Raw genomic sequence first — 22,908 nt, forward strand, 5'->3', positions numbered from 1 at the left:
AACCCACCTCTCGCGGACCGGCCTGTGGCTACAATCGCCCCCCTTCGGAAAAGTTATCCACATACAAGAACATGCACACGGATCTGTGGGAGCGAGGCTGCGAGCGTCTGGCCGCCGAGCTGCCCGAGCAGCAATTCAACACCTGGATCAGGCCCCTGCCACCCGCCGACGTCACGCTGGCGGGCGACGGGGTGCTGGTCGGCTTGCGTGTGCCCAATCGTTTCAAGCTCGACTGGATCCGCGCGCAATACGGTTCGCGCATCGAGGCCACGCTCAGCGAACTGGCTGGCAAGCCGGTGCGCCTGGAGCTTTCGCTGCTGCCGCGTGATGCGGTGGCGCGTGCCCAGGGCATGGCGGCGGCGCCTGCGGCTCAGGCCGGGGCCGCCCCCCAGCCGACGCAATCGCCGATGGCCATCGGCGCCGCGCTGCACGCGGCCGCCACGGCGCGGCACGATCCGCAGTCGGTCGTGCCGACACCCGGCGGCAGCGCCAATGGCCGCGCCGCGCCGCGCGTGGGCGAACCCGGCGGCCCGGTCGGCACCAGCACGCTGCCGGTCGCCCCGACCCTGTCGCCGGCGGTCAGTCGCGGTCGACTCAATCCGGCCCTGACCTTCGACACCCTGGTGCCCGGCCGCGCCAACCAGATGGCGCGCACCGCCGCGCTGCACGTGGTCGGCGCCCCCGGCCACATGTACAACCCGCTGTTCATCTACGGCGGCGTCGGCCTGGGCAAGACCCACCTGATCCACGCGGTGGGCAATGCGCTGATCCGCGACAACCCCGACGCCCGCGTGCTCTACCTGCATGCCGAGCAGTTCATCTCCGACGTGGTGCGCAACTACCAGCGCAAGACCTTCGACGAGCTCAAGGCCAAGTACCACTCGCTCGACCTGCTCTTGATCGACGACGTGCAGTTCTTCGCCGGCAAGGACCGCACGCAAGAAGAATTCTTCAACGCCTTCGAGGCCCTGCTGGCCAAGCGCGCGCACATCATCATGACCAGTGACACCTACCCCAAGGGGCTGGTGGACATCGACGAGCGCCTGACCAGCCGCTTCGACGCCGGCCTGACGGTGGCGATCGAGCCGCCCGAACTCGAGATGCGGGTGGCCATCCTGATGAAGAAGTCCGACGCCGAAGGCAGCCGCATGCCCGAGGACGTGGCCTTCTTCGTGGCCAAGAACGTGCGCGCCAACGTGCGCGAGCTCGAAGGCGCGCTGCGCAAGGTGCTGGCCTACAGCCGCTTCAGCCACAAGGAAATCAGCATCAACCTGGCGCGCGAGGCGCTCAAGGACCTGCTGTCGATCCAGAACCGCCAGGTCTCGGTCGAGAACATCCAGAAGACGGTGGCCGACTTCTACAAGATCAAGATCGCCGACATGTACAGCAAGAAGCGCCCGGCCTCGATCGCGCGGCCGCGCCAGATCGCGATGTACCTGGCCAAGGAGATGACGCAGAAGAGCCTGCCCGAGATCGGCGAGCTGTTCGGCGGGCGTGATCACACGACGGTGCTGCACGCGGTGCGCAAGATCGGCGGCGAGCGCCAGAAGAACACCGAACTGAATCAGCAGCTGCACGTGCTCGAGCAGACGCTCAAAGGCTGAAACGCCTTCAATTCAGGCGAAAATAGCGGATTCACGCGCGCGCCCGAGGGGCGCCGTGAGCCGATGCGGCCTCCGGGCCCGCACCCACACAACGACACTGGTGAGACACCGACATGATCGTCCTGAAAGCAGCGCAGGAACAGGTTCTGGGCGCCCTGCAAGCGGTTTCCGGCATCGTCGAGCGACGCCACACCCTTCCGATCCTGGCCAACGTGCTGATCCGCAAGAGCGGCGGCCGCACCGAACTGACGACCAGCGACCTGGAAATCCAGGTCCGCACCGCCGCCGAACTGGGTGGTGACGAAAGCGCCTTCAGCACCACGGTCGGCGCGCGCAAGCTGATCGACATCCTGCGCATGCTGCCGTCCGACCAGATCGTGACGCTGACCGCGGCGCAGAACAAGCTCACGCTGCAAGGCGGCAAGAGCCGTTTCACGCTGCAGACGCTGCCGGCCGACGACTTCCCGCTGGTGCAGGAAGCCGCCGACTTCGGCCCCGCCTTCAGCGTGCCGCAGAAGACGCTCAAGAGCCTGATCGACCAGGTGCACTTCGCGATGGCGGTGCACGACATCCGCTACTACCTCAACGGCATCCTGTTCGTCGCCGAAGGCAAGACGCTGACGCTGGTGGCCACCGACGGCCACCGCCTGGCGCTCGCCCAGGCCACGCTCGAAGCCGAGATCCCGAAGCAGGAGGTGATCCTGCCGCGCAAGACCGTGCTCGAACTGCAGCGCCTCTTGAAGGACGACAAGGCCAGCAAGGAAGCCGCCAAGCAGGAAGGCGCCGAAGAGCCGCGCATCGAGATGCGCTTTGCCGACAACCAGGCCAAGTTCAGCTTCGGCGGCATGGAGTTCGTCACCAAGCTGGTCGAGGGCAAGTTCCCCGACTACAACCGCGTCATCCCGCGCAACCACAAGAACCACGTCACGCTCGGCCGTGCGCCGCTGCTGGCCAGCCTGCAGCGCGCCGCGATCCTGACGAGCGAGAAGTTCAAGGGCGTGCGCGTCAACTTCGAGCCCGGCACCTTGCGCATCGCCTCCAGCAATGCCGAGCAGGAAGAAGCCAAGGAAGAGCTCGAGATCGACTACGGCGGCGACGCCATCGAGATCGGCTTCAACGTCACCTACCTGATGGACGTGCTGGCCAACGTCAACGAGGACATGGTGACGCTGTCGCTGCAGGACGCCAGCAGCTCGGCGCTGATCACCGTGCCCGAGCGCAGCGGCTTCAAGTACGTCGTGATGCCGATGCGGATTTGAGCGCCGCGCCCAGCTTCATCTCACACACAAGCGGGCACGGGCCCGCTTCCGCGTTTTTACAAGGGCCCGCACGCCGTGCCGGCACCGACTGAGCAAGCCCCATGACCGACCCGAAAAGCCTCCCCCAGGAACCCAACGGCAGCGCCGATGCCGACGGCGTGACGCGCCGCGATCTGCCTGACGTCGAAGGCGTGCCGGTCTCGACCGGGGCGGAAGCGTCGGCGGCCTACGGCTCCGACTCGATCCAGATCCTCGAAGGCCTGGAAGCGGTGCGCAAGCGCCCGGGCATGTACATCGGCGACACCAGCGACGGCACCGGCCTGCACCACCTGGTGTTCGAGGTGGTCGACAACTCGATCGACGAGGCCCTGGCCGGCCACTGCGACGACATCATCGTCACCATCCACACCGACAACTCGATTTCCGTCATCGACAACGGTCGCGGCATCCCGACCGGCGTCAAGATGGACGACAAGCACGAGCCCAAGCGCAGTGCCGCCGAGATCGCGCTGACCGAGCTGCACGCGGGTGGCAAGTTCAACCAGAACAGCTACAAGGTCTCGGGCGGCCTGCACGGCGTGGGCGTCTCCTGCGTCAACGGCCTGTCGACCTGGCTGCGCCTGACGGTGCGCCGCGACGGCCGCGCGCATTTCATGGAGTTCCGCCAGGGCATCCCGCAAGACCGGGTGCTGGAACGGCGCGACGGCTTCGAGGTGAGCCCGATGAAGGTCATCGGCGAGACCGACAAGCGCGGCACCGAGGTGCACTTCCTGCCCGACCACACGATCTTCTCGAACATCGACTTCCACTACGAGATCCTCAGCAAGCGGCTGCGCGAACTCTCGTTCCTGAACAACGGCGTCAAGATCCGCCTGGTCGACGAGCGCAACAACAAGGAAGACAACTTCGCCTACGCCGGCGGTGTCAAGGGCTTCGTCGAGTTCGTCAACAAGGGCAAGAAGGTCCTGCACGGCAACATCTTCCACGCCCGCGGCGACAAGATGAGCGACAACCAGACCAACGTCGGCGTCGAAGTGGCGATGCAGTGGAACGAGAGCTACAACGAGAACGTGCTCTGCTTCACCAACAACATCCCGCAGCGTGACGGCGGCACCCACCTGACCGGCCTGCGTGCGGCGATGACGCGTGTCATCAACAAGTACATCGACGACAACGACATCGCCAAGAAGGCCAAGGTCGAGATCACCGGCGACGACATGCGCGAGGGTCTGGCCTGCGTCGTCAGCGTCAAGGTGCCCGAGCCCAAGTTCTCGAGCCAGACCAAGGACAAGCTGGTGTCGAGCGAAGTGCGCGCGCCGGTCGAGGACATCGTCAGCCGCCTGCTGACCGACTGGCTGCTCGAGAACCCGACCGACGCCAAGACCATCTGCAGCAAGATCGTCGACGCCGCGCGCGCCCGCGACGCCGCCCGCAAGGCGCGCGAGATGACGCGCCGCAAGGGCGTGCTCGACGGCATGGGCCTGCCCGGCAAGCTGGCCGACTGCCAGGAGAAGGACCCGTCGCTGTGCGAGATCTACCTGGTGGAGGGCGACTCCGCCGGCGGCTCGGCCAAGCAGGGCCGCGACCGGAAGTTCCAGGCCATCCTGCCGCTGCGCGGCAAGATCCTGAACGTCGAGAAGGCGCGCTACGAGAAGCTGCTGACCAGCAACGAGATCCTGACGCTGATCACCGCGCTGGGCACCGGCATCGGCAAGGGCATGGGCGGGGACGACTTCAACCCCGACAAGCTGCGCTACCACCGCATCATCATCATGACCGACGCCGACGTCGACGGCGCCCACATCCGCACCCTGCTGCTGACCTTCTTCTTCCGCCAGATGCCCGACCTGGTCGAGCGCGGCAACATCTACATCGCCCAGCCGCCGCTCTACAAGGTCAAGCACGGCAAGCACGAGCAGTACCTGAAGGACGGCAGCGAGCTCGACGCCTACCTGCTCAAGGTCGCGATCGACGGCGCCACGGTCGAACCCGGTGCCGGCAAGCCCGCGATCACCGGGGCCGCGCTCGAAGAGCTCGCCCGCCAATACGTGCAGGCCAGCAACGTGATCGCGCGGCTGTCGAACTGGATGGACATCGAAGCGCTGCGTGCCATCAGCGACGGCCTGACGCTCGACCTCGACGACGCACAGAAAGCCGAAGCCAGCGCCGTGGCCCTGGCCGGCGCGCTGCTTGCGGTTGGTAGTTCGGCCGAGGTGGCCGCCGAATACGACGCCCGCACCGACAAGCACCACCTGCGCATCAGCCGCCGCCACCACGGCAACATCAAGAGCAGCGTCATCACGCAGGACTTCGTGCACGGCGCCGACTACGAGGCGCTCAGCCGCGCCGGCATCACCTTCAAGGGCCTGCTGGCCGACGACGCCACCGTCAAGCGCGGCGAGGGTGACAAGCAGAAGACCGCCAAGGCCGGCGACTTCCGCGTCGCGATGGCCTGGCTGATGCAGCAGGCCGAATCGAGCGTCGGCCGCCAGCGCTACAAGGGCCTGGGCGAGATGAATCCCGGCCAGCTCTGGGAAACGACGATGGACCCGACCGTGCGCCGCCTGCTGCGCGTGCAGATCGAAGACGCGATCGAGGCCGACAAGGTGTTCACGATGCTGATGGGCGACGAGGTGGAGCCGCGGCGGGATTTCATCGAGAGCAATGCGTTGAGGGCGGCGAACATCGACGTGTGACCCGTGTGCTGGATCCCCAGCCTGGTGAGCGTCGAGCGGCGTGCAGCATCGATGCGTTTTTCTCGAACTCATGGATCGAAAAGCACGCATTGTCTCGAAGTGTCCGGGGCCCAAGAATAGGGTTTGCGCGCTGCCGGGAAGTCGGCTTCGCCAGCCACGCAGGTGGTGATCCGTTTGATCAACTCAGGAGAATGAATTGGGTCTTTTCGACATGTTCAAGAGCGATTCGGGCGACAAGATGACGCCTCACCTCGCGCTCGCCACCAGCCTGCTGTACATGATGTCCGCCGACGGCGAGATGGATCATGAAGAGATCGGCCACCTGCTGTCCGTCCTGGGCGGGCAGTCCAGTGCCGATGGCACGGTGGGGGTCGGCGCCCAGAACCAGGCCCTTCTGGACAATGCGCTCAAGTACCGCAGGAAGAACCCGGTCGAGTTCTTCCTGAAGGAAGCCACTCCCCTGCTGAGCGACGCGCAGAAGATGTGCATCCTCGTGAACATGATCGACTCGTCGCTCTCGGATGGCCAGCCCGAGCCCGAGGAGCAGGCGGTGTTCGCCAAGTTCATGCAGGCCTTCGGCGTGTCGGAGACCCGCTTCCAGCCCTTCTTCGAGGTGATCGTGCTGAAGAACGACCGTTCCGTCTTCACCAAGCAGGACCACCCGAAGAACAGTTCGGGCTATCAGGTCAAGCTCAGCGTGCCCGCCTGACGCGGGCAGGCCCGCCGTTCACCCGCGCAGCAGCTTGCCGCGCGCGGCGCTGGTGACGGCCACCACGCAGGGATGCGTGATGCGCCGCTCGGCCGAGATGGCGTAGAACTCCTCCACCAGTTCCTCGGTGCGGCCGATGGTGTCGACGCCGTACTGCGCCTGCGTCTCGGCCTCCAGCACGGTGGGCGACATGAACACGCCGCGGCCCTCGCTGCCGAAGGCCTTCATCAGCGCGGCGTCGTCGAACTCGGCGATCGCGCGCGGCCGCAGGTGCTGCTCGGCCAGCCAGGTGTCGAGCCGGCGCCGCATGGCCGAGGCCGGCCCCTGCAGCAGCATCGGCGCACCGTCCAGGCACTGCGGAAACGGGCCCTGGAGCTGGCGCGCCAGTTCCGGCGTGGCGAAGAAGCTCGTCGCCGTGGAGCCGAGCGTGTGGTTGAAGGCCCGGATGCTGAGCTGGCGGCCCATCGGCTCGTCGGCGATCACGAGGTCGAGCCGGTGCACCGCCAGCTGCGCCAGCAGATCCTGGAACTTGCCTTCATGGCAGATCAGCCGCACGTGCGCCGCGGCGTCCAGCGCCGGCTCGATGAGGCGGTAGGCGATCGCCTTGGGCACCGAGTCGGCGATGCCGACCCGAAAGCTCAGCACTTGCTGGCCGCTGCGCGTGCTGCCGATCACCGTCTCCAGTTCGTCGGCGATGGCGAACAGCTGATCGGCGTAACCGAGCGCGACCCGCCCCTCGTCGGTCAGCTCCAGCCCCCGGCCCTGCTTGCGAAAGAGCGCGCAGCCCAGCCGTTCTTCCAGCTGCTTGATCTGCGCCGACAGGGTCTGCGGGGTGATGTGCAGCTGTTCACCGGCGCGCACGATGCCGCCGGCCTTGGCGGCGACCCAGAAGTAGTGCAGGTGCTTGAAATTGAGCATGGCGCGGCAATGCGGCGACGCGGGCGTTTGGCCAGTCGCCCGCTCAGGCCGGCAGCAGCCGCACCGTGTAGGTCGCGGCCTGCGCGATGCAGCCGATCAGCCGGTCGATGTTGGGATGTCTGCCCGGATGCGCGTGCGCGTCTGCGGTGTGCTCGGCGTACAGCTGCAGCCCTTCGACTGCGGCGGCCGGCGTGATGGCACCGTGGCGCTGCGCCAGCGCGGCATAGACCGCCACCGAGCCGGCCTGGCCGGGCCGGTTCTCGAGCGTGGCCACCACCTGGCCCGCGGCATCGAGCAGTTGCAGGCCGGCGAGATGCGCCACCGGGGGCAGCTGTTTCAGGGTGTCGGCGAAGGTCATGGCGCGGCGAGACGGAAGTGACAGGGACCGGCATTGTCGCCAGCGCCGCTCAGGGCTGCGGCGGGCCGGGCGGGTCCAGGAAGGCCAGCGTGTGGCGCGGCGGCTGGCCGGCCTGCTGCAGAAGCCGGTTGATCTCGCGCTTGAGCTCGATCATGTCGATCTCGCGCCCCACCGTCGCCTGGTTGAAGCGCTCGAGTTCGGCATTGCGGCGGGCCAGTTCCTCGGCCTGGTGGCGCAGCGTCTCTTCGGTGTCCTTGATGGCGGTGATGTCCTCGGCGATGCCGCCGATCATGCGCGTGTGGCCCTGTTCGTCGACGATCACGTTCTTGCGGTCGGAGATCCAGCGCACGCTGCCGTCGGGTCGCACGATGCGGTACTCGGCGCTCGATCGGCCTTCGGTCTTCAGCCGCGCGCCCGACGCGGTCGCCAGCGCGCGGTCGTCCGGGTGGACGCACGCGAGCCACAGGCCCGGCCGGCGCAGGAATTCGTCGCTGCTGACGCCGTAGATGCGCTCGATCGCCGGGCTCACGTACAGCACGTTGCCGCCGTCGGCGCTGGCCAGCCACAGCACCTCGCCGAGGCTCTGGTGCAGCTGGCGGAACTGCTGCTCCTGGTTTTCCATCGCCTGCTTGAGCAGCATGTCGCGCGTGATGTCGATGGCCATCGCCATCACGGCGGTGCCGCCGTCGAAGGGCACCGGATGCACGCTGACCTGCGCGTAGATCACCTCGCCCGACTTCTTGCGGTGCCGCACCACGCCGACATCGGGCGAGCCCTGCAGCGACGAGCCGGCCGGCTCGTGCCGGTGCGCGAGGTCCTCGGGCGCGCGGATGTCGGCCAGCGTCATGCGCCCGAACTCGTCGGCGCTGTAGCCGTAGTGCAGGATCGCCGCGTCGTTGACCTTCAGGAACGCCAGGCCGCGCGAGTCGAGCAGCCACATCGGCTGCGGGTGGCGCATGAAGAGGTCCTGCACGCGCAGTTCGCTCGAGCGCGCCTGCCGGTCGGCCCGCATCAGCCGCAGATGACCCGACCGTACCAGCACCGCCAGGCCGACGGCCGTGATCAGCACGTAGAACAGGCCCTTGTAGCGCTGCGCCACCTCGAGCCAGCCGGGCTCGGTCGACACCGCCGACACGGCCGCGTCCGACAACAGGATCCAGGCGATCCCGAACGCCGCATAGGCCGCGCCGATGCCCAAGGCGAGGCGCAACGCACCGCGTCTCTCGGGCGACTCCGAACCTTCGTGCAACATGAACTCCTCGAGCGCCGGTGACGACCGGAGCGGTCTGGCGATTTTCGATGATCGCCCCGGATCCGACCTTGCCACGAATCCGCGCGCTGCCACACTGCCGACGCATGAACATCCTGCCCACCGGTCGCCGCCTGGTCTTCGTGCTGTGCATCGCCGTGGCCGGGCTCGGCGGCGCCGGCACGGCCGATGCGGTGATGGCGTCGGCGTGGTTCGACGGCGGACGCCCGGGCGCACAGGCGCAGCAGGCGGTGGCCCTGCTGGCCGATGCCGCCTCCGACGGCCTGGAGCCGCAGGACTACGACGCCGCGGCCCTGCAGCGCGCGGTCGCGCTGGCGGCGCAGGGCCCGGGGCTCGATGCGGCGGCGCAGTCGGGCCTGGGCGATGCCCTGAGTGCGGCGATGCAGCGCTTCCTGGCCGATCTGCACGACGGGCGCATCGCCCCGCGGCAGGTCCACGCCCGCTTCGACGTGCCGCGTGGCGCGGCCTTCGATCCGGCCGCCGTGCTGGGCGCCGCGCTGGCCGGACAACGCCTGCCGCAGGCGGTGCGCGAGGCGGCGCCGCGCCTGCCGCTGTACGAGCAGCTGCGCCAGGCGCTGGCGCAGTACCGCGCGCTCGGCGAGCACCCCGCCTGGGCGCAGAAGCTGCCGCCGCTGCGCGGGCGCAAGCTCGAGCCGCTGCAGGCCTGGGACGGCCTGCCGCTGCTGGCCGGGCGGCTGCAGGTGCTGGGTGACCTTCCGGCCGATGTGCCGGTGCCGGTGCGTCACGAAGGCGCGCTGGTCGCGGCGGTGCAGGCCTTCCAGCGCCGCCACGGCCTGGGCGACGACGGCGTCGTCGGCCGCGCCACGCTGGCCGCGCTGGCCGTCACCCCGGCGCAGCGCGCCCGCCAGATCGCGCTGACGCTCGAGCGCCTGCGCTGGACGCCGCTGCAGCTGGGCCCGCGCATGATCGTCGTCAACGTGCCCGAGTTCGTGCTGCGCGCCTACGAGACCCGCGACGACCGCATCGACGTCCGGCTCGAGATGAAGGTGATCGTCGGCAAGGCACTCGACACCCCGACGCCGCTGTTCACCGAGGAGATGCGCTTCATCGAGTTCAGCCCCTACTGGAACGTGCCGCGCTCGATCGCCGGTGCCGAGCTGGTGCCGCGGCTGCAGAGCGAGCCGGCCTACTTCACGCGCCAGGGTTTCGAGTTCGTCGGCCGCGACGGCCGGGTCTCGGCCGGCTTCGGCGACGAACAGCTCGACGCGGTGCTGCGCGGCGAGCTGCGCATCCGCCAGCGGCCCGGGCCGAACAACGCGCTGGGCGACATCAAGTTCGTGTTTCCGAACAACGACGCGATCTACCTGCACCACACGCCGTCGCCCGGCCTGTTCGAGCGCGACCGGCGCGATTTCAGCCACGGCTGCATCCGCGTCCAGGAGCCGGTGGCGCTGGCGAAGTTCGTGCTGCAGGATCAGCCCGGATGGGACGAGGCCCGCATCGTCGAGGCGATGGCGCGCGGCCAATCGCGCACCCTGCGGCTGGACCGGCCGGTGCCGGTGCTGATCGCCTACGGCACGGTGCTGGTCAGGCAGGGGCGGCCGCATTTCCTGGCCGACGTCTACGGCAACGACCAGCTGCTCGACGAGGCCCTGCGCAAGCGTCGCCGGCGCTAACCCGAGCGTGGCGGGCGGGTACTGGCCGGGTGACAGAATCCGCGGCACCATGCAGTACCACCGCCCCCATCCCCCCGTTCACGCCCACGCGCACGCCCACGCCCGCCCCGCCACACGTCGCCGGTTCCTGCGCCATGCGGGTGCGCTGGCGCTGGCTGGTGCCGTGCCGGTCGCGCTGGCGGCACCGGCCCGCACGAGCGCCGCGACCGGCCTGGGTGGCGCGCGCGAGCTGGCCCTGCACCACACCCACACCGGCGAGCGCATTGCGCTGGCCTATGCGGTCGACGACCGCTACGTGCCCGAGGCGCTGGGGGCGCTGAACCACTTCCTGCGTGACCACTACAGCGGCCAGGTCGGCACGATCGCGCCGCCGCTGTTCGACCAGCTGCACCGCCTGCACCAGGTGCTCGGCGCGGCGCAGCCGTTCCAGGTGATCTCGGGCTACCGCTGCCCCGAGACCAACAACACGCTGCGCCTGACCCGCGGCGGCGGCGGCGTCGCCAAGCGCAGCCTGCACATGGACGGCCGCGCGATCGACGTGCGCCTGCCCGGCGTGCCACTGGCCGATCTGCGCGACGCGGCGCTGTCGCTGGGCGCGGGCGGCGTCGGCTATTACCCGGGCCAGCAGTTCGTGCACCTCGACAACGGCCCGGTGCGCCGCTGGTGATGTGGCGCGGGTGACGCGACCCGGGTGATGCGACCCGGGTGATGCGACGCCGACGGCCCCGTCAGCGGTCGTTCCGGACCAGCTCGATGCGCCGCCGCAGGCGCTGTGCCTCGGCGCTGTCGCCGGCGTTTTCGGCCCGCTGCGCCTGCACGTTCAGCCAGGCCAGCAAGGGCCGCCGCCAGCCTTGTGCCGACGCGGTATCGGCCGCCACCGCGATCACCGCCGGGCTCGCCTGGCCGGCCTGGAACAGCACCGCCACCGCGATCAGCCGCGCCAGCGGATCGTCGATCTTCTGCAGGCTGGCGGCGGACGGGCCGGGTGCGCTGCGCCCACCACGCCGCGCCGACGCCACCGCCGCGGCGGCATCGCGCTGGGCCGACGGCAGGTGCGCGATGTCGTCGGCCGACAGCGGCATCGCGGCCAGGTGGTCGGCGTAGGCGCGCCCGGCCGGGTCGGCATCGGCACGCAGGCGCTCGAAGCCCTCGCAGGGCCCGAACATCAGCCCGGCGACCTGGGCGGCGCAGCGGATCAGCTCGGCGCGAGCCATCAGCGCCGGGTTGCCGGTGCGGGCGATCTCGCTGCGCGCCCGCGCGAAGTCCTGCGCCTCGGCCCGGCTGTCGCCCGACAGGTGGGCCTCGACCGCGCGGTCGAGCGCCTGGCGGGCGTTGCCCTGCCAGGCCGGCGGCGGCGGCCCGCCGGCGCAGGCGGCCAGCAGCAGCACGGCCGATGACAGCGCCGCCCGCGCCATGCCGCGGTGGCGCCGGTGCGATTGAGAGGCCGGTTGCGGTCGAGGACGGGATCGCGGGGTGTCGGTCATCGCAGCTTCAGCTCCGTGTCGCGCGCGAACGGCCATTTGCGGTTCAGCTCGTCGACCAGTTGTTCGACCTTGCGCAGCGTGGCGTCGACCTCGCTGCGCAGCGCGCCGAGGTCGGTGGTGGCCTCGCGCGCGTTGCCGGCGATGGCCTGGGCCTCGACCAGCAGGGCGTCGACCTTCTGCAGCGTCGCCCGCGTGTCGCCGAGCAGGGCATTCAACTGGCCGATGGCGGCGCGGCTTTCGTGCACCACGCCGTCGGGGCCGAGCACCTGCGCGTCGGCCTTGACGGCGATGCCGTCGAGCCGCGCCAGCAGCGTGTTGACACGCCCCAGCGCGGCGCTGACCTGGCGCGCGTCGGCCTCGTTGCCGAGCAGCGCGCCGACCGCACCGCGCGGGCCGGCGAGGCGCTCGGCGAAGGTCTGCACCTGCGTCAGGCTGCCGGCCAGCGCACCGTCGGCGGCGGTCAGCTGGGTGAGGTTCTGGATCAGCGCACGGGCGTCGGACACCAGCCGCGGCAGCTCGGCGGTGGCGTCGCCCACCAGCACCCGGCGCTCGGCGCCGTCGGCCAGCGGCGGGTCGGTCAGCACGCCGCTGTAGGCCTTCAGGCTGGCGCCGCCGACGAGGCTGCGCACGAGGGTGAACACGCTGGTCTCGCGCAGCCAGTGGGCGTCCTTGCGCGGCACGTCGATCACGACCCGGGCGCTGCCGTCGGCGGCCAGCTCGATGCGGCGCACCCGGCCGATCGGAAAGCCCGAGAACGTCAGGTCCATGCCGACCCGCACGCCTTCGGAGTCGTCGGCCACCAGCACCACGCGCTGGGTCGGCTCGAAGGTGCCGCGCGCGTACATCAGGTAGAGCGCGGTGCCCGCCACCAGCGCGACGAACAGCGCCAGCAGCAGCGTCGCCTTGAACGCGAGCGCGGGCTCGGGGGCCGGCGGCGGTGCGGGCAGGTCGGGTGATCGGTCGTCCGGCATGGCGTTCAGTAGTAGTTGCCGACCAGCGAGGCCGCTTCGATCAGCAGGATGACCAGGAACATGCGCACCAGGCCCTGCAGCTCGGCGCTGGCGCGGCCCAGCCGGCGCGGTGCGGCGTCGAGCGCCGAGGCGATCGGCATCAGCGCCACGGTCAGGCCGAAGAACACGATCTTGAGCCCGAAGATCAGCGCCACCGCCGGGCTGAAGACGCGCCCCACCGTGTGGGTGTAGGCGCCGAAGCCGGCGCTGGTGAAACCGTACACCAGCAGGTAGGCCACCACCAGCGTGACGACGCAGCTGACGGCCGCCATCAGCAGCGCGCAGAACACGCTGGCGGCCATGCGCGGCAGCACCTCGCTGCGCAGGCGCTGCAGGCCTTGCGGGCTCCAGGCGTCCCAGCCGTCGCGTGCGCGCAAGGCGGCGATCTCGGCGGCGTTGGGGATCGTGCAGCGCAGCGCGGCGAACAGCGCCGCGGCCAGCGGGATCAGCTCGAGCACCAGCACCCGCACCACCATCTCGAGCGCGTACTGGCTCAGGCCGTAGCTGAGCGCGGTCACCAGCACGATGCGGATCACGACCAGGCTGATCAGCGTGGTCAGCACCGTGAACCCGAGCAGCGCCGGCCCGGTGCCGAGCGCGATGTGGCGCGCCATCTCGCGGCGGTTGTGCGCGCCGTAGCTCGACGGCGTGAGCGCCAGCACCACCAGCAGCGCGCCCAGGTGCACGGTGCGCCACCAGCCGATCAGCCACTGCATGTCAGCACCACCGGCAGCGAACGACGTGGGCGCGGGGGCTGTTTCATCCTAGCGGCCCGCCGCGGCGGGCTCGATCACCGCGGCCCACTCGCGCCACAGCGCCAGCAGCACGGCCAGCACCACCGGGCCGACGAACAGCCCGATCAGGCCGAACGCCGCCAGCCCGCCCATCACGCCGAACAGCACCAGCAGGAAGGGGATGTCGGCGACGCCGCTGATGACCATCGGCCGCACCAGGTTGTCGATCCAGCTCACCGCCAGCCCGCCCCACAGCAGCAGGCCGATGCCCGCGCCGAGCTGGCCCTGCAGCAGCAGCCACAGCCCGATCGAGCCCCACACCAGCGGCGCGCCGAACGGGATCAGCGCGATCACCGCGGTGGCCGCGCCCCAGAACACCGGCGCCTTCACGCCCGCCACCCAATAGCCCAGCCCGGCCATCAGGCCTTGCGCCGTGGCCGCCAGCAGCAGGCCGTAGACGACCGCGCGGGTGGTGTCGCCGACGGCATTGAAATAGCCGTCGACCCGCTCGCCGAGCAGGCCCTGCAGGATGCGGCGCAGCTGCTCGAGCAGGCGGTCGCCATCGCGGAACAGGAAGAACGACGTCACCAGCGCGACGCCGAACAGCAGCGCGTTGACGCCGACGTCGCCGAGGATGCGCAGCGTGCGGCCGGCCCACTGTTCGGCCAGCTCGGTCAGCTGCAGCTTGAGCGCGGCACGGTCGCCGCCGAACTCGGCCAGGCGCTCCTGCAGCCACGGGCCGAGCAGCGGGATGCGGGCGATCGGCTCGGGCAGGTGCGGGCCGGTCTGCAGCAGGGCGGTGACCTCGCGGAAGGCCAGGATCAGCTCGCCGCGCAGCAGCAGGCCCAGCCACAGCAGCGTCACGCCCAGCGTCAGCGTCAGCACGCCGCTCATCGCCAGCGCAGCCCAGGCGCGGTGGCCACGCAGCAGCGCCAGCGTGCGCACATGCAGCGGCCACGAGACGTAGACCAGGATCGCCGCCCAGGCGATCGAGACCAGGAACGGCCGCATCACCACGAAGCCGACCAGCAGCAACGCCCCGAGCAGGCCGGCCACCACGGTGCGGTGCAGCCAGCGCGGCGTGGTTCTTTCGGGCATCGAGGATCTTTCGGAGGGTTTCATGACGGCTCATCGGTGCCGAGCTGGCGCGCCGCGGCCAGCGAGGCGCTGGCCTGGCCGACCGGGTACTTGGCGGCGTTGAGCCGCAGCTTGCGCTCGACCGCCTGCGCCACGTCGACGCCGCAGCGGTCGGCGATCTGCAGCAGGTAGACCAGCACGTCGGCGATTTCCTCGCTCAGGTGCTGCTGCACGGCGGGCTGCCCGGCCACGCGGGTCGAGGCCTCGGGGCTCATCCACTGGAAGATCTCGACCAGCTCGCCGGCCTCGACCACCATCGCCATCGCCAGGTTCTTGGGCGTCTGGTAGGGCTCCCAGCCGCGCTCGTCGGAGAACACCCGCAGGCGCGCCTGCAGGCCGGCCACGTCGAGCGGGGCGCTCATGCCTTGAGCCCCAGTTCGCGCAGCCGCTCGAGCAGGTAGCTGCCGGCGGTGTGGCGCGCCGACAGCCGCACCTGCGGGCGCGGATGCAGGAACAGCGGCAGCGAGATGCGCGACACCCGCGCGCCTTCGCCCTGCGGGTTGACCACGCGGTGGGTGGTCGACGGGTAGTGGCCGCCGGAGGCCTCCTGCAGCATGTCGCCGATGTTGATGACCAGCAGGTTCTGCGTGCTGTCGCGCGCGCAGGGCACGTCGAGCCAGCGGCCGTCGCGGCCGCGCACCTGCAGGCCGGGCTCGCTGGCTGCGGGCAGCAGGGTCAGCAGGTTGATGTCTTCATGTGGCGCCGAGCGCAGCGCGCCGGCCGGCTCGTCGCCACGCAGCGGCGGGTAGCGCAGGATGCGCAGCAGCGTCTGCTCGCTGCCCGCGATCATCTGCGGCAGCGGCTCGCTGTAGCGCGCGCGCACCTCGGGCGGGCTGTGCGCCTCGACCCAGCCGAGCAGCTGCGCCGCCAGCGCCTCGGCCTGCACCGCGTAACGGCGCGCCGCGTCGCTGACCTCGCGCGGGTAGCGGCCCCACGGGTAGTGGTGGAAGAACTCCTTCAGGTCCTTGTGCGTGTGGCCCTTGGCGGTCTCGGACACCTGCGCCGAGACGTAGCCGTCCTGGCGTTGCGGGTCGAGCGCGTAGGCGTGTTTGGCCTCGCTGTCGAAGAACGCCAGCCACTCGGCGTAGATCCCCTGAATCAGCGCCGCCTCGATCGGGGGGTTGACCAGGACCGCGAAGCCGGTGTCGCGTAGGCTGGCACAGAACCGCTGCGGCGCATCGGCGGCGGCAGGGTCGATGAGCGGGAAGACGCTGAGAGTCATGCGGTGGATAGCTCCGGCGCAGGTTGGTACGGGTCGGCCGCATTCACGCGGCAGCGCGAACTGATCTTCTGTGCCGCCTTGACGGTTTCGAATCGCAACTTGTTACGACGAGCCGATACACCTCGCCTCCCGATTGCATCATCCGGCGCCACGGTCAGACCGGTCATGCGCAGGCATCGGCGGTCGACACATTCTGCAATATCAACCCACCAACCCCCGGAGCATCGGCGACGACTGGCATGAGCGCACACGTCTGCATCGAACGACAACCCTGCATCGACCGGCCGGCTGCCCCCGCGGCACGGCGCCGCGGTTGCGTGCGCGCGACAGTGGGCCGGATCCTGGCTGTGGCGTGGGGGGTGTGCATGCTGTGGCTGCCGATGCTCGGTGGCGCGCACGCAGCCAGCCGCCTACCTGCTAGTACCGCGCTGTATTACGGCGCCGAGCCGCCGTTCGACGAGCTGGCCGCGTTCGACTGGGTGGTGCTCGAACCCGGCCACGGCCACGACCTGGCGCAGGCGGGCGCGCGCATGCCGCGCACGCAGCTGCTGGCCTACCTGTCGGTCGGCGAGGTGCTGCCGCAGGCGCCGCACTACGCCGCCCTGCCGCCGGCCTGGCGGATCGGCCACAACGCCTCCTGGCGCAGCGAGGTGCTCGACCAGCGCCCGGCCGACTGGCCGGCCTGGTTCGTCGAGCAGGTGGCGCGGCCGCAGTGGCAGCGCGGCTACCGCGGCTTCTTCCTGGACACGCTCGACTCGTATCAGCTGGTCGCGGCCACCGCCGAGGAACGCGCGCTGCAGCAGGCCGGCCTGGTGCGCGTGATCCGGGCGCTGCGGGCGGCCTTCCCGTCGGCCCGGCTGATCGTCAACCGCGGCTTCGAGCTGCTGCCGCAGGTGGCCACCCAGGTCGACATGGTGGCGGCCGAGTCGCTCTACCGGCGCTGGAACCCGGTCGATGCGCGCTACGAGGACGTGAGCGCCGACGACCGCGCCTGGCTGCTCGCGCAGTTCGAGCAGGTGCGCGAGCAGCACGGCCTGCCGCTGCTGGCGATCGACTATGTGGCACCCGGCGACCGCGCACGGGCGCGCGAACTGGCTGCTCGCATCGCCGCGCACGGCCTCCAGCCCTTTGTCGTCAACGGGGCGCTCGACCAGCTCGGGCTCGGTGCCATCGAGGTGCTGCCGCGCCGGGTGCTGATGCTGCACGACGCGCCGATGCAGCGCGCCTCCGACATCACCTACTCGGTGATCCACCAGTACGTCGACATGCCGGTGTTCCACCTCGGCCTGATCCCGCAGCACCTGCAGGTCGACCGCGATGCGCTGCCCGACTACCCGCTGGCCGGGCGCATCGCCGGCATCGTCACGCATTTCGACAGCGATCGCGCCCGCCCGGCGCTGGCGGCGTTCCTGAAGCGCGCGATCGCCGAGGGCATCAAGGTCGTCAGCCTGGGCCAGCCCGGCGTGGGCAGCGGCCCGGCACTGGCCGAGACCTTCGGCCTGCAGACCCGCCCGGGTGCGCCGCTGCCGCTGGCGCCGGTGCGCGTGAGCCAGCAGGGCCGCGAGATCGGCTTCGAGCTGGCGCCGCTGCCGACCGTGGCGGGCTTCCGCCCGCTCGCCGCCCCCCCGGGCGCGCAGCCGCTGCTGACGCTGCGCGACGCCCGCGGCGCCACGATGGACGCCATCGCCTTCACGCCCTGGGGCGGCTATGCGCTGTGGGGCCAGGCCCTGGCGCGCCTGCCGAGCCGGCCCGACGAGGTGCGCTGGGTGGTCGATCCGATCGCCTTCCTGCGCCAGGCGCTGGCCCTGCCGCCGATGCCGGTGCCCGATCTCGCCACCGAGACCGGCCGCCGCCTGCTGCTGGCCCATGTCGACGGCGACGGCTTCGCCAACTTCAGCGACCAGCCGGGCTCGCCGATGGCCAGCGCGGTGCTGCTGCGCGAGGTCTTCGAGCGCTACCGGGTGCCGACCACGATGTCGGTGATCGAGGGCGAGACCGCGCCGCACGGCCTGTACCCGCAGCACGCGGCCGAGCTCGAGGCGATCGCGCGGCGCATCTTCGCGCTGCCGCACGTCGAGATCGGCAGCCACAGCTACTCGCACCCCTTCAACTGGGAACGGGCCGCCGCCGCCCGGGACGACGGCCGCTACCGGCTGCAGCTGCCCGACTACGTGTTCGACACCGAGCGCGAGGTGGCGGGCTCGATCCGCTACATCGAGGAGCGCCTCGCGCCGGCCGGCAAGAAGGTGCGCCTGTACCAGTGGAGCGGCAACACCAACCCGGGCGAGGCCGCGCTGGCGGCGGTCGAGCGCGCCGGCATCGGCTCGATCAACGGCGGCGAGACGCTGATCACGCGGGCCCAGCCCTCGCTGACCAAGGTGGCACCGCCGGGGGTGCGCAAGGGCGCGCATTTCCAGGTCTATGCGCCCAACCAGAACGAGAACGTCTACACCAACCACTACACCGCGCCGCTGTACGGCTACGAGCGCGTGATCGAGACCTTCGAGCTGACCGGGCAGCCCTACCGACTCAAGCCGATCAACCTGTATTTCCACACCTACGCGGCGTCGCGGCAGGCCTCGCTCGAAGCGCTGCACAAGGCCTGGCGCTGGGCGCTGGCGCAGCCGGTGCACCCGGTCTTCACCTCGGCCTACGTGGCGCGGGTGCGCAACTTCGAGCAGGTCGTGATCGCCCGCGGCGCCGACGGTTTCCTGGTGCGCGGCGCGCAGGCGCTGCGGCAGCTGCGCGCACCGGCCTCGCTGGGCGTGCCGCAGATCGCCGGCAGCCGGGCGCTGGCCGGCTACACCGAGCCCGACGCCGTCGAGGGCACCGACGGCCTGGCCGGCGCGGGCGAGCGCTACCTGCACCTGGCCGCCGACGAGGCCTGGCTGCGGTTCGACCGCCAGGGCGACGGCGCGCCGCGGCTGGTCGACGCCAACGGTCGCGTCGAGGCCCACGAACACGCCGGCGGCCGCACCCGCCTGCGCCTGGCGGCCCAGGTGCCGCTGCAGTTTTCCCTTCGGCACGGACCGCGTTGCACGGTCGCCGCCGACCCGCAGCCCGTGACGGTCTCCGCCGACCCGTCCGGCCTGTCCCGTTACGCAATGGACCCCCATGGATCAGCGACGATCACGATTGCGTGCCCCTGACGCGAGCCTGCGCGAACGCATCATCTCCACCGGCGGCCTGTTCTCGGTGGCGGCGATGGTGGCGCTGGTGCTGGTGCTGCTGTTCCCGCGCGACACGCTGATCGCGCGGCTGCACACCGAGGCCCGCAACGACCCGCTCAGCGCCCACTACCTGACCATCCTGCTGCGCAGCGAGTCCGACAACGCCGACCTGCGCCTGCTGCTGGCCGAGCGCCATCACGCGCTCGGCCAGCTCGAGCGCGCCGACGCGGTGCTCACCCCGCTGCTGGCCGAGCTGCCCGATCCGGCCCGGCAGCGCCGCGCCCGGCAGCTCCATCTCGAGGTGCGCCAGCGCCAGCTGGCGGCGCTGGCGCCGGCCAGCGCGCCGGCCCGGCATCTGCGCGACGAGCTCCTGCACGAGCTGAAGACCTTGCCGCAGGCCGACTGGACACCCGAGCAGCTGCTCGATTTCGCCCGCCTCGCCAGCGAGCTCGGCGAGGCCGAACTGGCGCGCCAGTTCCACGCCCGCGGCGGGCCGGCGCTGGCGGTCGGCGCCGACAGCTTCGAGGACGCCGTGCGCAAGGCCCTCGGTGCCGGCGACTACCTCGGCGCGGCAGGCCTGCACCGCGAGGCGATGCAGGTCGCGGCCTCGCCCGACGAACGGCGCCAGCACCTGATGGCGGCGCTGCGCATCCTGCAGTCGGGCAACCGGCTCGAAGACGCGCTGCAGCTGGCGCGCGAGCACGACGGCGTGGTCGGCAGCGACGACCGGCTGCTGCGCTACCTGATCGAGCTGTCGCTGGCGGCCAACCGGCCGGCCGTCGGCGGCCCCTACGCGCGGCGCCTGATGCGCATGAGCCGGCACGAGGTGCGCGAGCCGGGCTGGGCCGAGCGCCTGGCCGGCGCGCTGCTGCCGAGCGCCCACGCCGCCGAGCCGGCCGCGGCCGCCGATCCCGCCGCCGGCGACCCGCAGCGGCCGTTCGACGAGGCCACCTACCTGCTCGCCTACCAGACCTTCCTGGCCACCGGCAACCAGGCCGACGCCTTTCGGGTGGCGCGCGCTGCGGTGCGCAGGGCGCCCGAACTGCGGGCCTGGCGCGAACGGCTGGCGCAGGTCGCCGAGTGGCACGGCCGCCCGGCCGACGCCCTGGTGCAGTGGCGCTGGCTGGCCGCGCAATCGCCCGAGCCGGCGCAGGCCGCGCACGCGATGGCCCAGGTGCTGCGCCTGGCGCCGGCGCTCAACGACCACGCCACGCTGCTCGACGCCTGGCAGCAGATCGCCCGCCAGCGCCCGCTCAGCCAGGCCGAGACGCTCGCGCTGGCCGCGCTGCACGAGCAGCTCGGCCAGCCGCAGGACGCGCTGGCGCTGCTGCGCGAACGCGATGCCGCCGATCCGCAGACGGTCTGGCTCGAGGCCCGCGTGGCCCTGCTCGAACGCCTGGGCGACGTGCCCGCCACCCTCGACGCGCTGGCGCAGCTGGTGGCCCGCGACGGCGTCACCCGCGAGCGTGCGCTGCGCCTGGCCACCCTGCACGCCGATCGCGGCGACGTGCGCCAGGCCTACGAGGCGATCGCGCCGCTGGCCGATCGGGTGCCCGAGGACGACGACGAGGTCTGGCGGCAGCTGGCCGAGCTGAGCTGGGCGCTGCAGCTCGAGCCCGAGGCGCTGCGGGCGCTGCAGGTGCGGGCCCGGCGCGACGACTTCAGCGCCGACGAGGCCGATCACCTGATCGCGCTGCTGCGCGAGCGCCGGCCCGACGAAGCGGCGCAGCTGGCCGAGGCGACCTGGCGGCGCCGGCAGAGCCCCGACCACCTGATGCTTGCGATCGAGCTGTGGTGGGCGCAGCGCGACCTGGTCCAGCTGCAACGGCTGTTCGCCTCGGTGACGCCCGACGAGCAGGCCCGGGTCGGCCGCGAAAGCGCCTTCCTGTACCTGCGTTCGCTGTGGCAGTCGGCCCGTGGTGAACACGCCGCCGCACGCCTGGACATGCGGCGCGCGCTGGTCGCCGAGCCGCAGGACGTCGCGCTGCGCAGCACGCTGATCTTCATGCTGATCGAGGCCGGCGAGCGCGACGAGCTGGCCCGGCTGGTCGACGAGACGGTGTCCGTCGGCGCCGCCGATGCGCGCCTGGATGCGGCCCTGGCGGCCGCCTGGGGCGCGCTCGGCCAGCCGCGCCGCGCCCTGCCGTTCTGGCGCCGCCAGGCCGCCGAGCGGCGTGGCGATGCGCTGTGGATGTTCGGTTACGCCGACGCCCTGCTGGCCGCCGACTGGCCGCAGGTGACCGAGGCGGTGCAGCGCCAGGCGCTCGACGCGATCCGCCGACGGCCGGCTGCGCGCAGTGCCGACGCCGCGCCGGCCGATGCCGAGTCGCGCGCCGTGATGCTGCAGGTGGCACGGCTGACGCTGGCGCGCGCGCCCGGTGATCCGAGCCTGGCGGTGCTGCGCCGGCTGCTGCAGCAGCAAGGCGGGCCCGCCGCCGACCCGGCCTTCGACGCCGCTGCCGACGAGCTGGCGCTGAGCTGGCTGCTGTCGGGCGAACAGTTCGAGCCGGCGCGGGTCTGGCTGTGGCAACGCTACGCGCGTCTGCTCTCGGCGCCGCCGTGGGCCGCGCTGATGCTGGCGCTGCACGAGCGCGATCTCGATGCGGTGCAGCGCCTGTACACCCGGCACCTGGCCACGCTGCCGGCGTCGACCCGCATCGAGGCCCTGAGCGCGCTCGGCCGCCGTGCCGAGGCCCACGACCTGCGCGTGGCCGAACTGGGTCGCCGCGACGACGATGCCCTGCACGAGGCGCTGGTCAACGAGGCCTGGGCCCGTCCGCGCGCGCTCGAATGGGGCTGGACCCGGCACCGCAGCGGCGTGCAGACCGACGTCGCCGCGCTGCTGCTGCGCGCACCGGTCGATGCTGCCACCCAGGCCGAGCTGCAGTTCGAGCGCATCGGCCTGCGCAGCACCGACGCGCGCGCGCTGACCGGCGTGCCCGCACAGGCCGAGGCGCTGCTGCTGACCCTGCGCCACGCCATCGACCCGGCCAGCGAGGCCACGCTGACCCTGGGCCGCCACGGTGCCTGGGCCGACACCCCCCGCCTGGCCCTGGCCGCGCGCACCCGCCTCGATGGCGGCGTGCAGCTGCAGGCCGCGATCGACTGGAACCAGCCGACCGAAGAAAGCAGCGCGCTCGCGGTGGCCGGCGTGCGCCACCGCCTGCTGCTGGCGGTCGACCTGCCGATCGCGCCGACCACGCAGGCGCACGTCGAGCTGCAGGCGCTGGCCTTCGGCCTGCAGGACGGCCCGCGGCTGGGCGGCGGCGTCGGCCTCGAATGGACGCTCACCCAGTGGCTGCGTCTGGCGCAGCCCGATCTGGCCGTGCGGGTGTTCGGCAGCCACCGCCGCCACCACGCTGCCGACACCGTGCTGCCCGCCGCCACCGCCCGGCTCGACCCGTCGGGCAGCGTGCCCGGGGCCGGTTTCTTCATGCCCGCCGGTTACGCGCTGTACGGCGTCGGCCTGAGCTCGGGGGTGGCGCTGCGCGAGGCCGCCAGCCGCGCCTGGCGGCCGTTTGCCGACCTGCGCCTGACCCGCCACGACCAGCTCGGCGTCGGCCACGGCGCCAGCCTCGGGCTGGCCGGCAGCCTGCTCGGCGGCGACCAGCTGGCACTGTCGGTCAGCCTGCTGCGCGACGGCGCCGGCGGCAGCGGCCGCGAGGCCGGCCTGCGTTACGCGCTGCGGTTCTGATCGTCC

General features: G+C 71.4%; 17 protein-coding genes. 8 read left to right on the forward strand and 9 right to left on the reverse strand.

Annotated features, from left to right (window positions below; translation table 11 throughout):
- Positions 1–71 precede the first annotated feature (71 nt).
- The 4 genes from dnaA (at position 72) to LCHO_RS00020 (ending at position 6,268) form a co-directional block, all read left to right on the forward strand.
- A complete protein-coding gene (gene dnaA, locus LCHO_RS00005) occupies positions 72–1,604 on the forward strand; it encodes a chromosomal replication initiator protein DnaA (protein WP_012345039.1) in 1,533 nt (510 codons plus the stop codon).
- A 113-nt stretch (positions 1,605–1,717) separates the two neighbouring features.
- Positions 1,718–2,863 carry a DNA polymerase III subunit beta gene (gene dnaN, locus LCHO_RS00010; protein ID WP_012345040.1) on the forward strand — a complete coding sequence of 382 codons (1,146 nt, stop codon included), beginning with the start codon at positions 1,718–1,720 and terminating at the stop codon, positions 2,861–2,863.
- A gap of 101 nt (positions 2,864–2,964) precedes the next feature.
- A complete protein-coding gene (gene gyrB / locus LCHO_RS00015; protein ID WP_012345041.1) occupies positions 2,965–5,559 on the forward strand; it encodes a DNA topoisomerase (ATP-hydrolyzing) subunit B in 2,595 nt (864 codons plus the stop codon).
- Positions 5,560–5,755: 196 nt separating this feature from the next.
- Positions 5,756–6,268, forward strand: a complete 513-nt coding sequence (locus LCHO_RS00020; protein ID WP_012345042.1) for a TerB family tellurite resistance protein — start codon at positions 5,756–5,758, stop codon at positions 6,266–6,268.
- Positions 6,269–6,286: 18 nt separating this feature from the next.
- Here the strand turns inward: LCHO_RS00020 and nhaR are convergent, their stop codons facing one another.
- The 3 genes from nhaR to LCHO_RS00035 are packed head-to-tail and all read right to left on the reverse strand — an operon-like array spanning position 6,287 to position 8,796.
- Positions 6,287–7,186, reverse strand: a complete 900-nt coding sequence (gene nhaR, locus LCHO_RS00025) for a transcriptional activator NhaR (protein ID WP_012345043.1) — start codon at positions 7,184–7,186, stop codon at positions 6,287–6,289.
- Between the two features lie 43 nt (positions 7,187–7,229).
- Positions 7,230–7,544, reverse strand: a complete 315-nt coding sequence (locus LCHO_RS00030) for a DUF2322 family protein (protein WP_012345044.1) — start codon at positions 7,542–7,544, stop codon at positions 7,230–7,232.
- Positions 7,545–7,593: 49 nt separating this feature from the next.
- Positions 7,594–8,796 carry a PAS domain-containing protein gene (locus LCHO_RS00035; RefSeq protein WP_012345045.1) on the reverse strand — a complete coding sequence of 401 codons (1,203 nt, stop codon included), beginning with the start codon at positions 8,794–8,796 and terminating at the stop codon, positions 7,594–7,596.
- A 104-nt stretch (positions 8,797–8,900) separates the two neighbouring features.
- Here LCHO_RS00035 and LCHO_RS00040 point away from each other — a divergent pair, with 104 nt between their 5' ends.
- Both LCHO_RS00040 and mepK read left to right on the forward strand, forming a co-directional pair.
- Positions 8,901–10,451 carry a L,D-transpeptidase family protein gene (locus LCHO_RS00040; RefSeq protein WP_012345046.1) on the forward strand — a complete coding sequence of 517 codons (1,551 nt, stop codon included), beginning with the start codon at positions 8,901–8,903 and terminating at the stop codon, positions 10,449–10,451.
- Positions 10,452–10,500: 49 nt separating this feature from the next.
- Positions 10,501–11,118 (forward strand): peptidoglycan L,D-endopeptidase MepK, encoded by a 618-nt coding sequence (gene mepK / locus LCHO_RS00045; protein ID WP_012345047.1) that lies wholly within the window; start codon positions 10,501–10,503, stop codon positions 11,116–11,118.
- A 61-nt stretch (positions 11,119–11,179) separates the two neighbouring features.
- On the opposite strand, the gene LCHO_RS00050 is transcribed toward mepK, so the two are convergent.
- From LCHO_RS00050 to LCHO_RS00075, 6 genes are read right to left on the reverse strand one after another with little or no spacing between them, the layout of a single operon-like run.
- Complete coding sequence (locus LCHO_RS00050) at positions 11,180–11,935, reverse strand: hypothetical protein (RefSeq protein ID WP_223210482.1); 756 nt, start codon at positions 11,933–11,935, stop codon at positions 11,180–11,182.
- The gene (locus LCHO_RS00055) at positions 11,932–12,906 is read right to left on the reverse strand and encodes an MlaD family protein (RefSeq protein WP_012345049.1); all 975 of its coding nucleotides are present in this window, start codon (positions 12,904–12,906) and stop codon (positions 11,932–11,934) included. The genes LCHO_RS00050 and LCHO_RS00055 overlap by 4 nt, the downstream gene beginning before the upstream one ends.
- Before the next feature lie 5 nt (positions 12,907–12,911).
- Positions 12,912–13,661: an MlaE family ABC transporter permease gene (locus LCHO_RS00060; RefSeq protein WP_012345050.1), complete on the reverse strand. Its 750-nt coding sequence runs from the start codon at positions 13,659–13,661 to the stop codon at positions 12,912–12,914.
- Positions 13,662–13,709: 48 nt separating this feature from the next.
- The gene (locus tag LCHO_RS00065) at positions 13,710–14,777 is read right to left on the reverse strand and encodes an AI-2E family transporter (protein ID WP_043703636.1); all 1,068 of its coding nucleotides are present in this window, start codon (positions 14,775–14,777) and stop codon (positions 13,710–13,712) included.
- A gap of 20 nt (positions 14,778–14,797) precedes the next feature.
- Positions 14,798–15,178, reverse strand: coding sequence for a nucleotide pyrophosphohydrolase (locus LCHO_RS00070; RefSeq protein WP_012345052.1), 381 nt, complete (start codon positions 15,176–15,178; stop codon positions 14,798–14,800).
- Positions 15,175–16,038, reverse strand: coding sequence for a 2OG-Fe(II) oxygenase family protein (locus LCHO_RS00075; RefSeq protein WP_012345053.1), 864 nt, complete (start codon positions 16,036–16,038; stop codon positions 15,175–15,177). Before LCHO_RS00075 ends, LCHO_RS00070 begins: the two co-directional genes overlap by 4 nt.
- Positions 16,039–16,403: 365 nt before the next feature.
- On the opposite strand from LCHO_RS00075, the gene LCHO_RS00080 reads away from it, so the two are divergent.
- Together LCHO_RS00080 and LCHO_RS00085 are read left to right on the forward strand one after the other, a co-directional pair.
- Entirely contained in the window at positions 16,404–19,187 is a 2,784-nt protein-coding gene (locus LCHO_RS00080; protein WP_190274827.1) for an endo alpha-1,4 polygalactosaminidase, read from the forward strand.
- On the forward strand, positions 19,174–22,902 hold the full coding sequence (locus LCHO_RS00085) for a tetratricopeptide repeat protein (protein ID WP_043703639.1): 3,729 nt from the start codon (positions 19,174–19,176) through the stop codon (positions 22,900–22,902). The genes LCHO_RS00080 and LCHO_RS00085 overlap by 14 nt, the downstream gene beginning before the upstream one ends.
- Positions 22,903–22,908: the final 6 nt, after the last annotated feature.

The sequence above is a fragment of the Leptothrix cholodnii SP-6 genome, from assembly GCF_000019785.1.
Lineage (GTDB): Bacteria > Pseudomonadota > Gammaproteobacteria > Burkholderiales > Burkholderiaceae_C > Sphaerotilus > Sphaerotilus cholodnii.

Bases quoted from the DNA above. Each gene is read 5' to 3' on its own strand.
- gyrB (WP_012345041.1), top strand. From the start codon at position 2,965: ATGACCGACCCGAAAAGCCTCCCCCAGGAACCCAACGGCAGCGCCGAT.
- LCHO_RS00035 (WP_012345045.1), bottom strand. From the start codon at position 8,796: ATGTTGCACGAAGGTTCGGAGTCGCCCGAGAGACGCGGTGCGTTGCGC.
- nhaR (WP_012345043.1), bottom strand. From the start codon at position 7,186: ATGCTCAATTTCAAGCACCTGCACTACTTCTGGGTCGCCGCCAAGGCC.
- mepK (WP_012345047.1), top strand. From the start codon at position 10,501: ATGCAGTACCACCGCCCCCATCCCCCCGTTCACGCCCACGCGCACGCC.
- LCHO_RS00075 (WP_012345053.1), bottom strand. From the start codon at position 16,038: ATGACTCTCAGCGTCTTCCCGCTCATCGACCCTGCCGCCGCCGATGCG.
- LCHO_RS00040 (WP_012345046.1), top strand. From the start codon at position 8,901: ATGAACATCCTGCCCACCGGTCGCCGCCTGGTCTTCGTGCTGTGCATC.
- LCHO_RS00055 (WP_012345049.1), bottom strand. From the start codon at position 12,906: ATGCCGGACGACCGATCACCCGACCTGCCCGCACCGCCGCCGGCCCCC.
- dnaA (WP_012345039.1), top strand. From the start codon at position 72: ATGCACACGGATCTGTGGGAGCGAGGCTGCGAGCGTCTGGCCGCCGAG.
- LCHO_RS00060 (WP_012345050.1), bottom strand. From the start codon at position 13,661: ATGCAGTGGCTGATCGGCTGGTGGCGCACCGTGCACCTGGGCGCGCTG.
- LCHO_RS00065 (WP_043703636.1), bottom strand. From the start codon at position 14,777: ATGCCCGAAAGAACCACGCCGCGCTGGCTGCACCGCACCGTGGTGGCC.
- LCHO_RS00050 (WP_223210482.1), bottom strand. From the start codon at position 11,935: ATGACCGACACCCCGCGATCCCGTCCTCGACCGCAACCGGCCTCTCAA.
- LCHO_RS00080 (WP_190274827.1), top strand. From the start codon at position 16,404: ATGCTGTGGCTGCCGATGCTCGGTGGCGCGCACGCAGCCAGCCGCCTA.
- dnaN (WP_012345040.1), top strand. From the start codon at position 1,718: ATGATCGTCCTGAAAGCAGCGCAGGAACAGGTTCTGGGCGCCCTGCAA.
- LCHO_RS00030 (WP_012345044.1), bottom strand. From the start codon at position 7,544: ATGACCTTCGCCGACACCCTGAAACAGCTGCCCCCGGTGGCGCATCTC.
- LCHO_RS00070 (WP_012345052.1), bottom strand. From the start codon at position 15,178: ATGAGCGCCCCGCTCGACGTGGCCGGCCTGCAGGCGCGCCTGCGGGTG.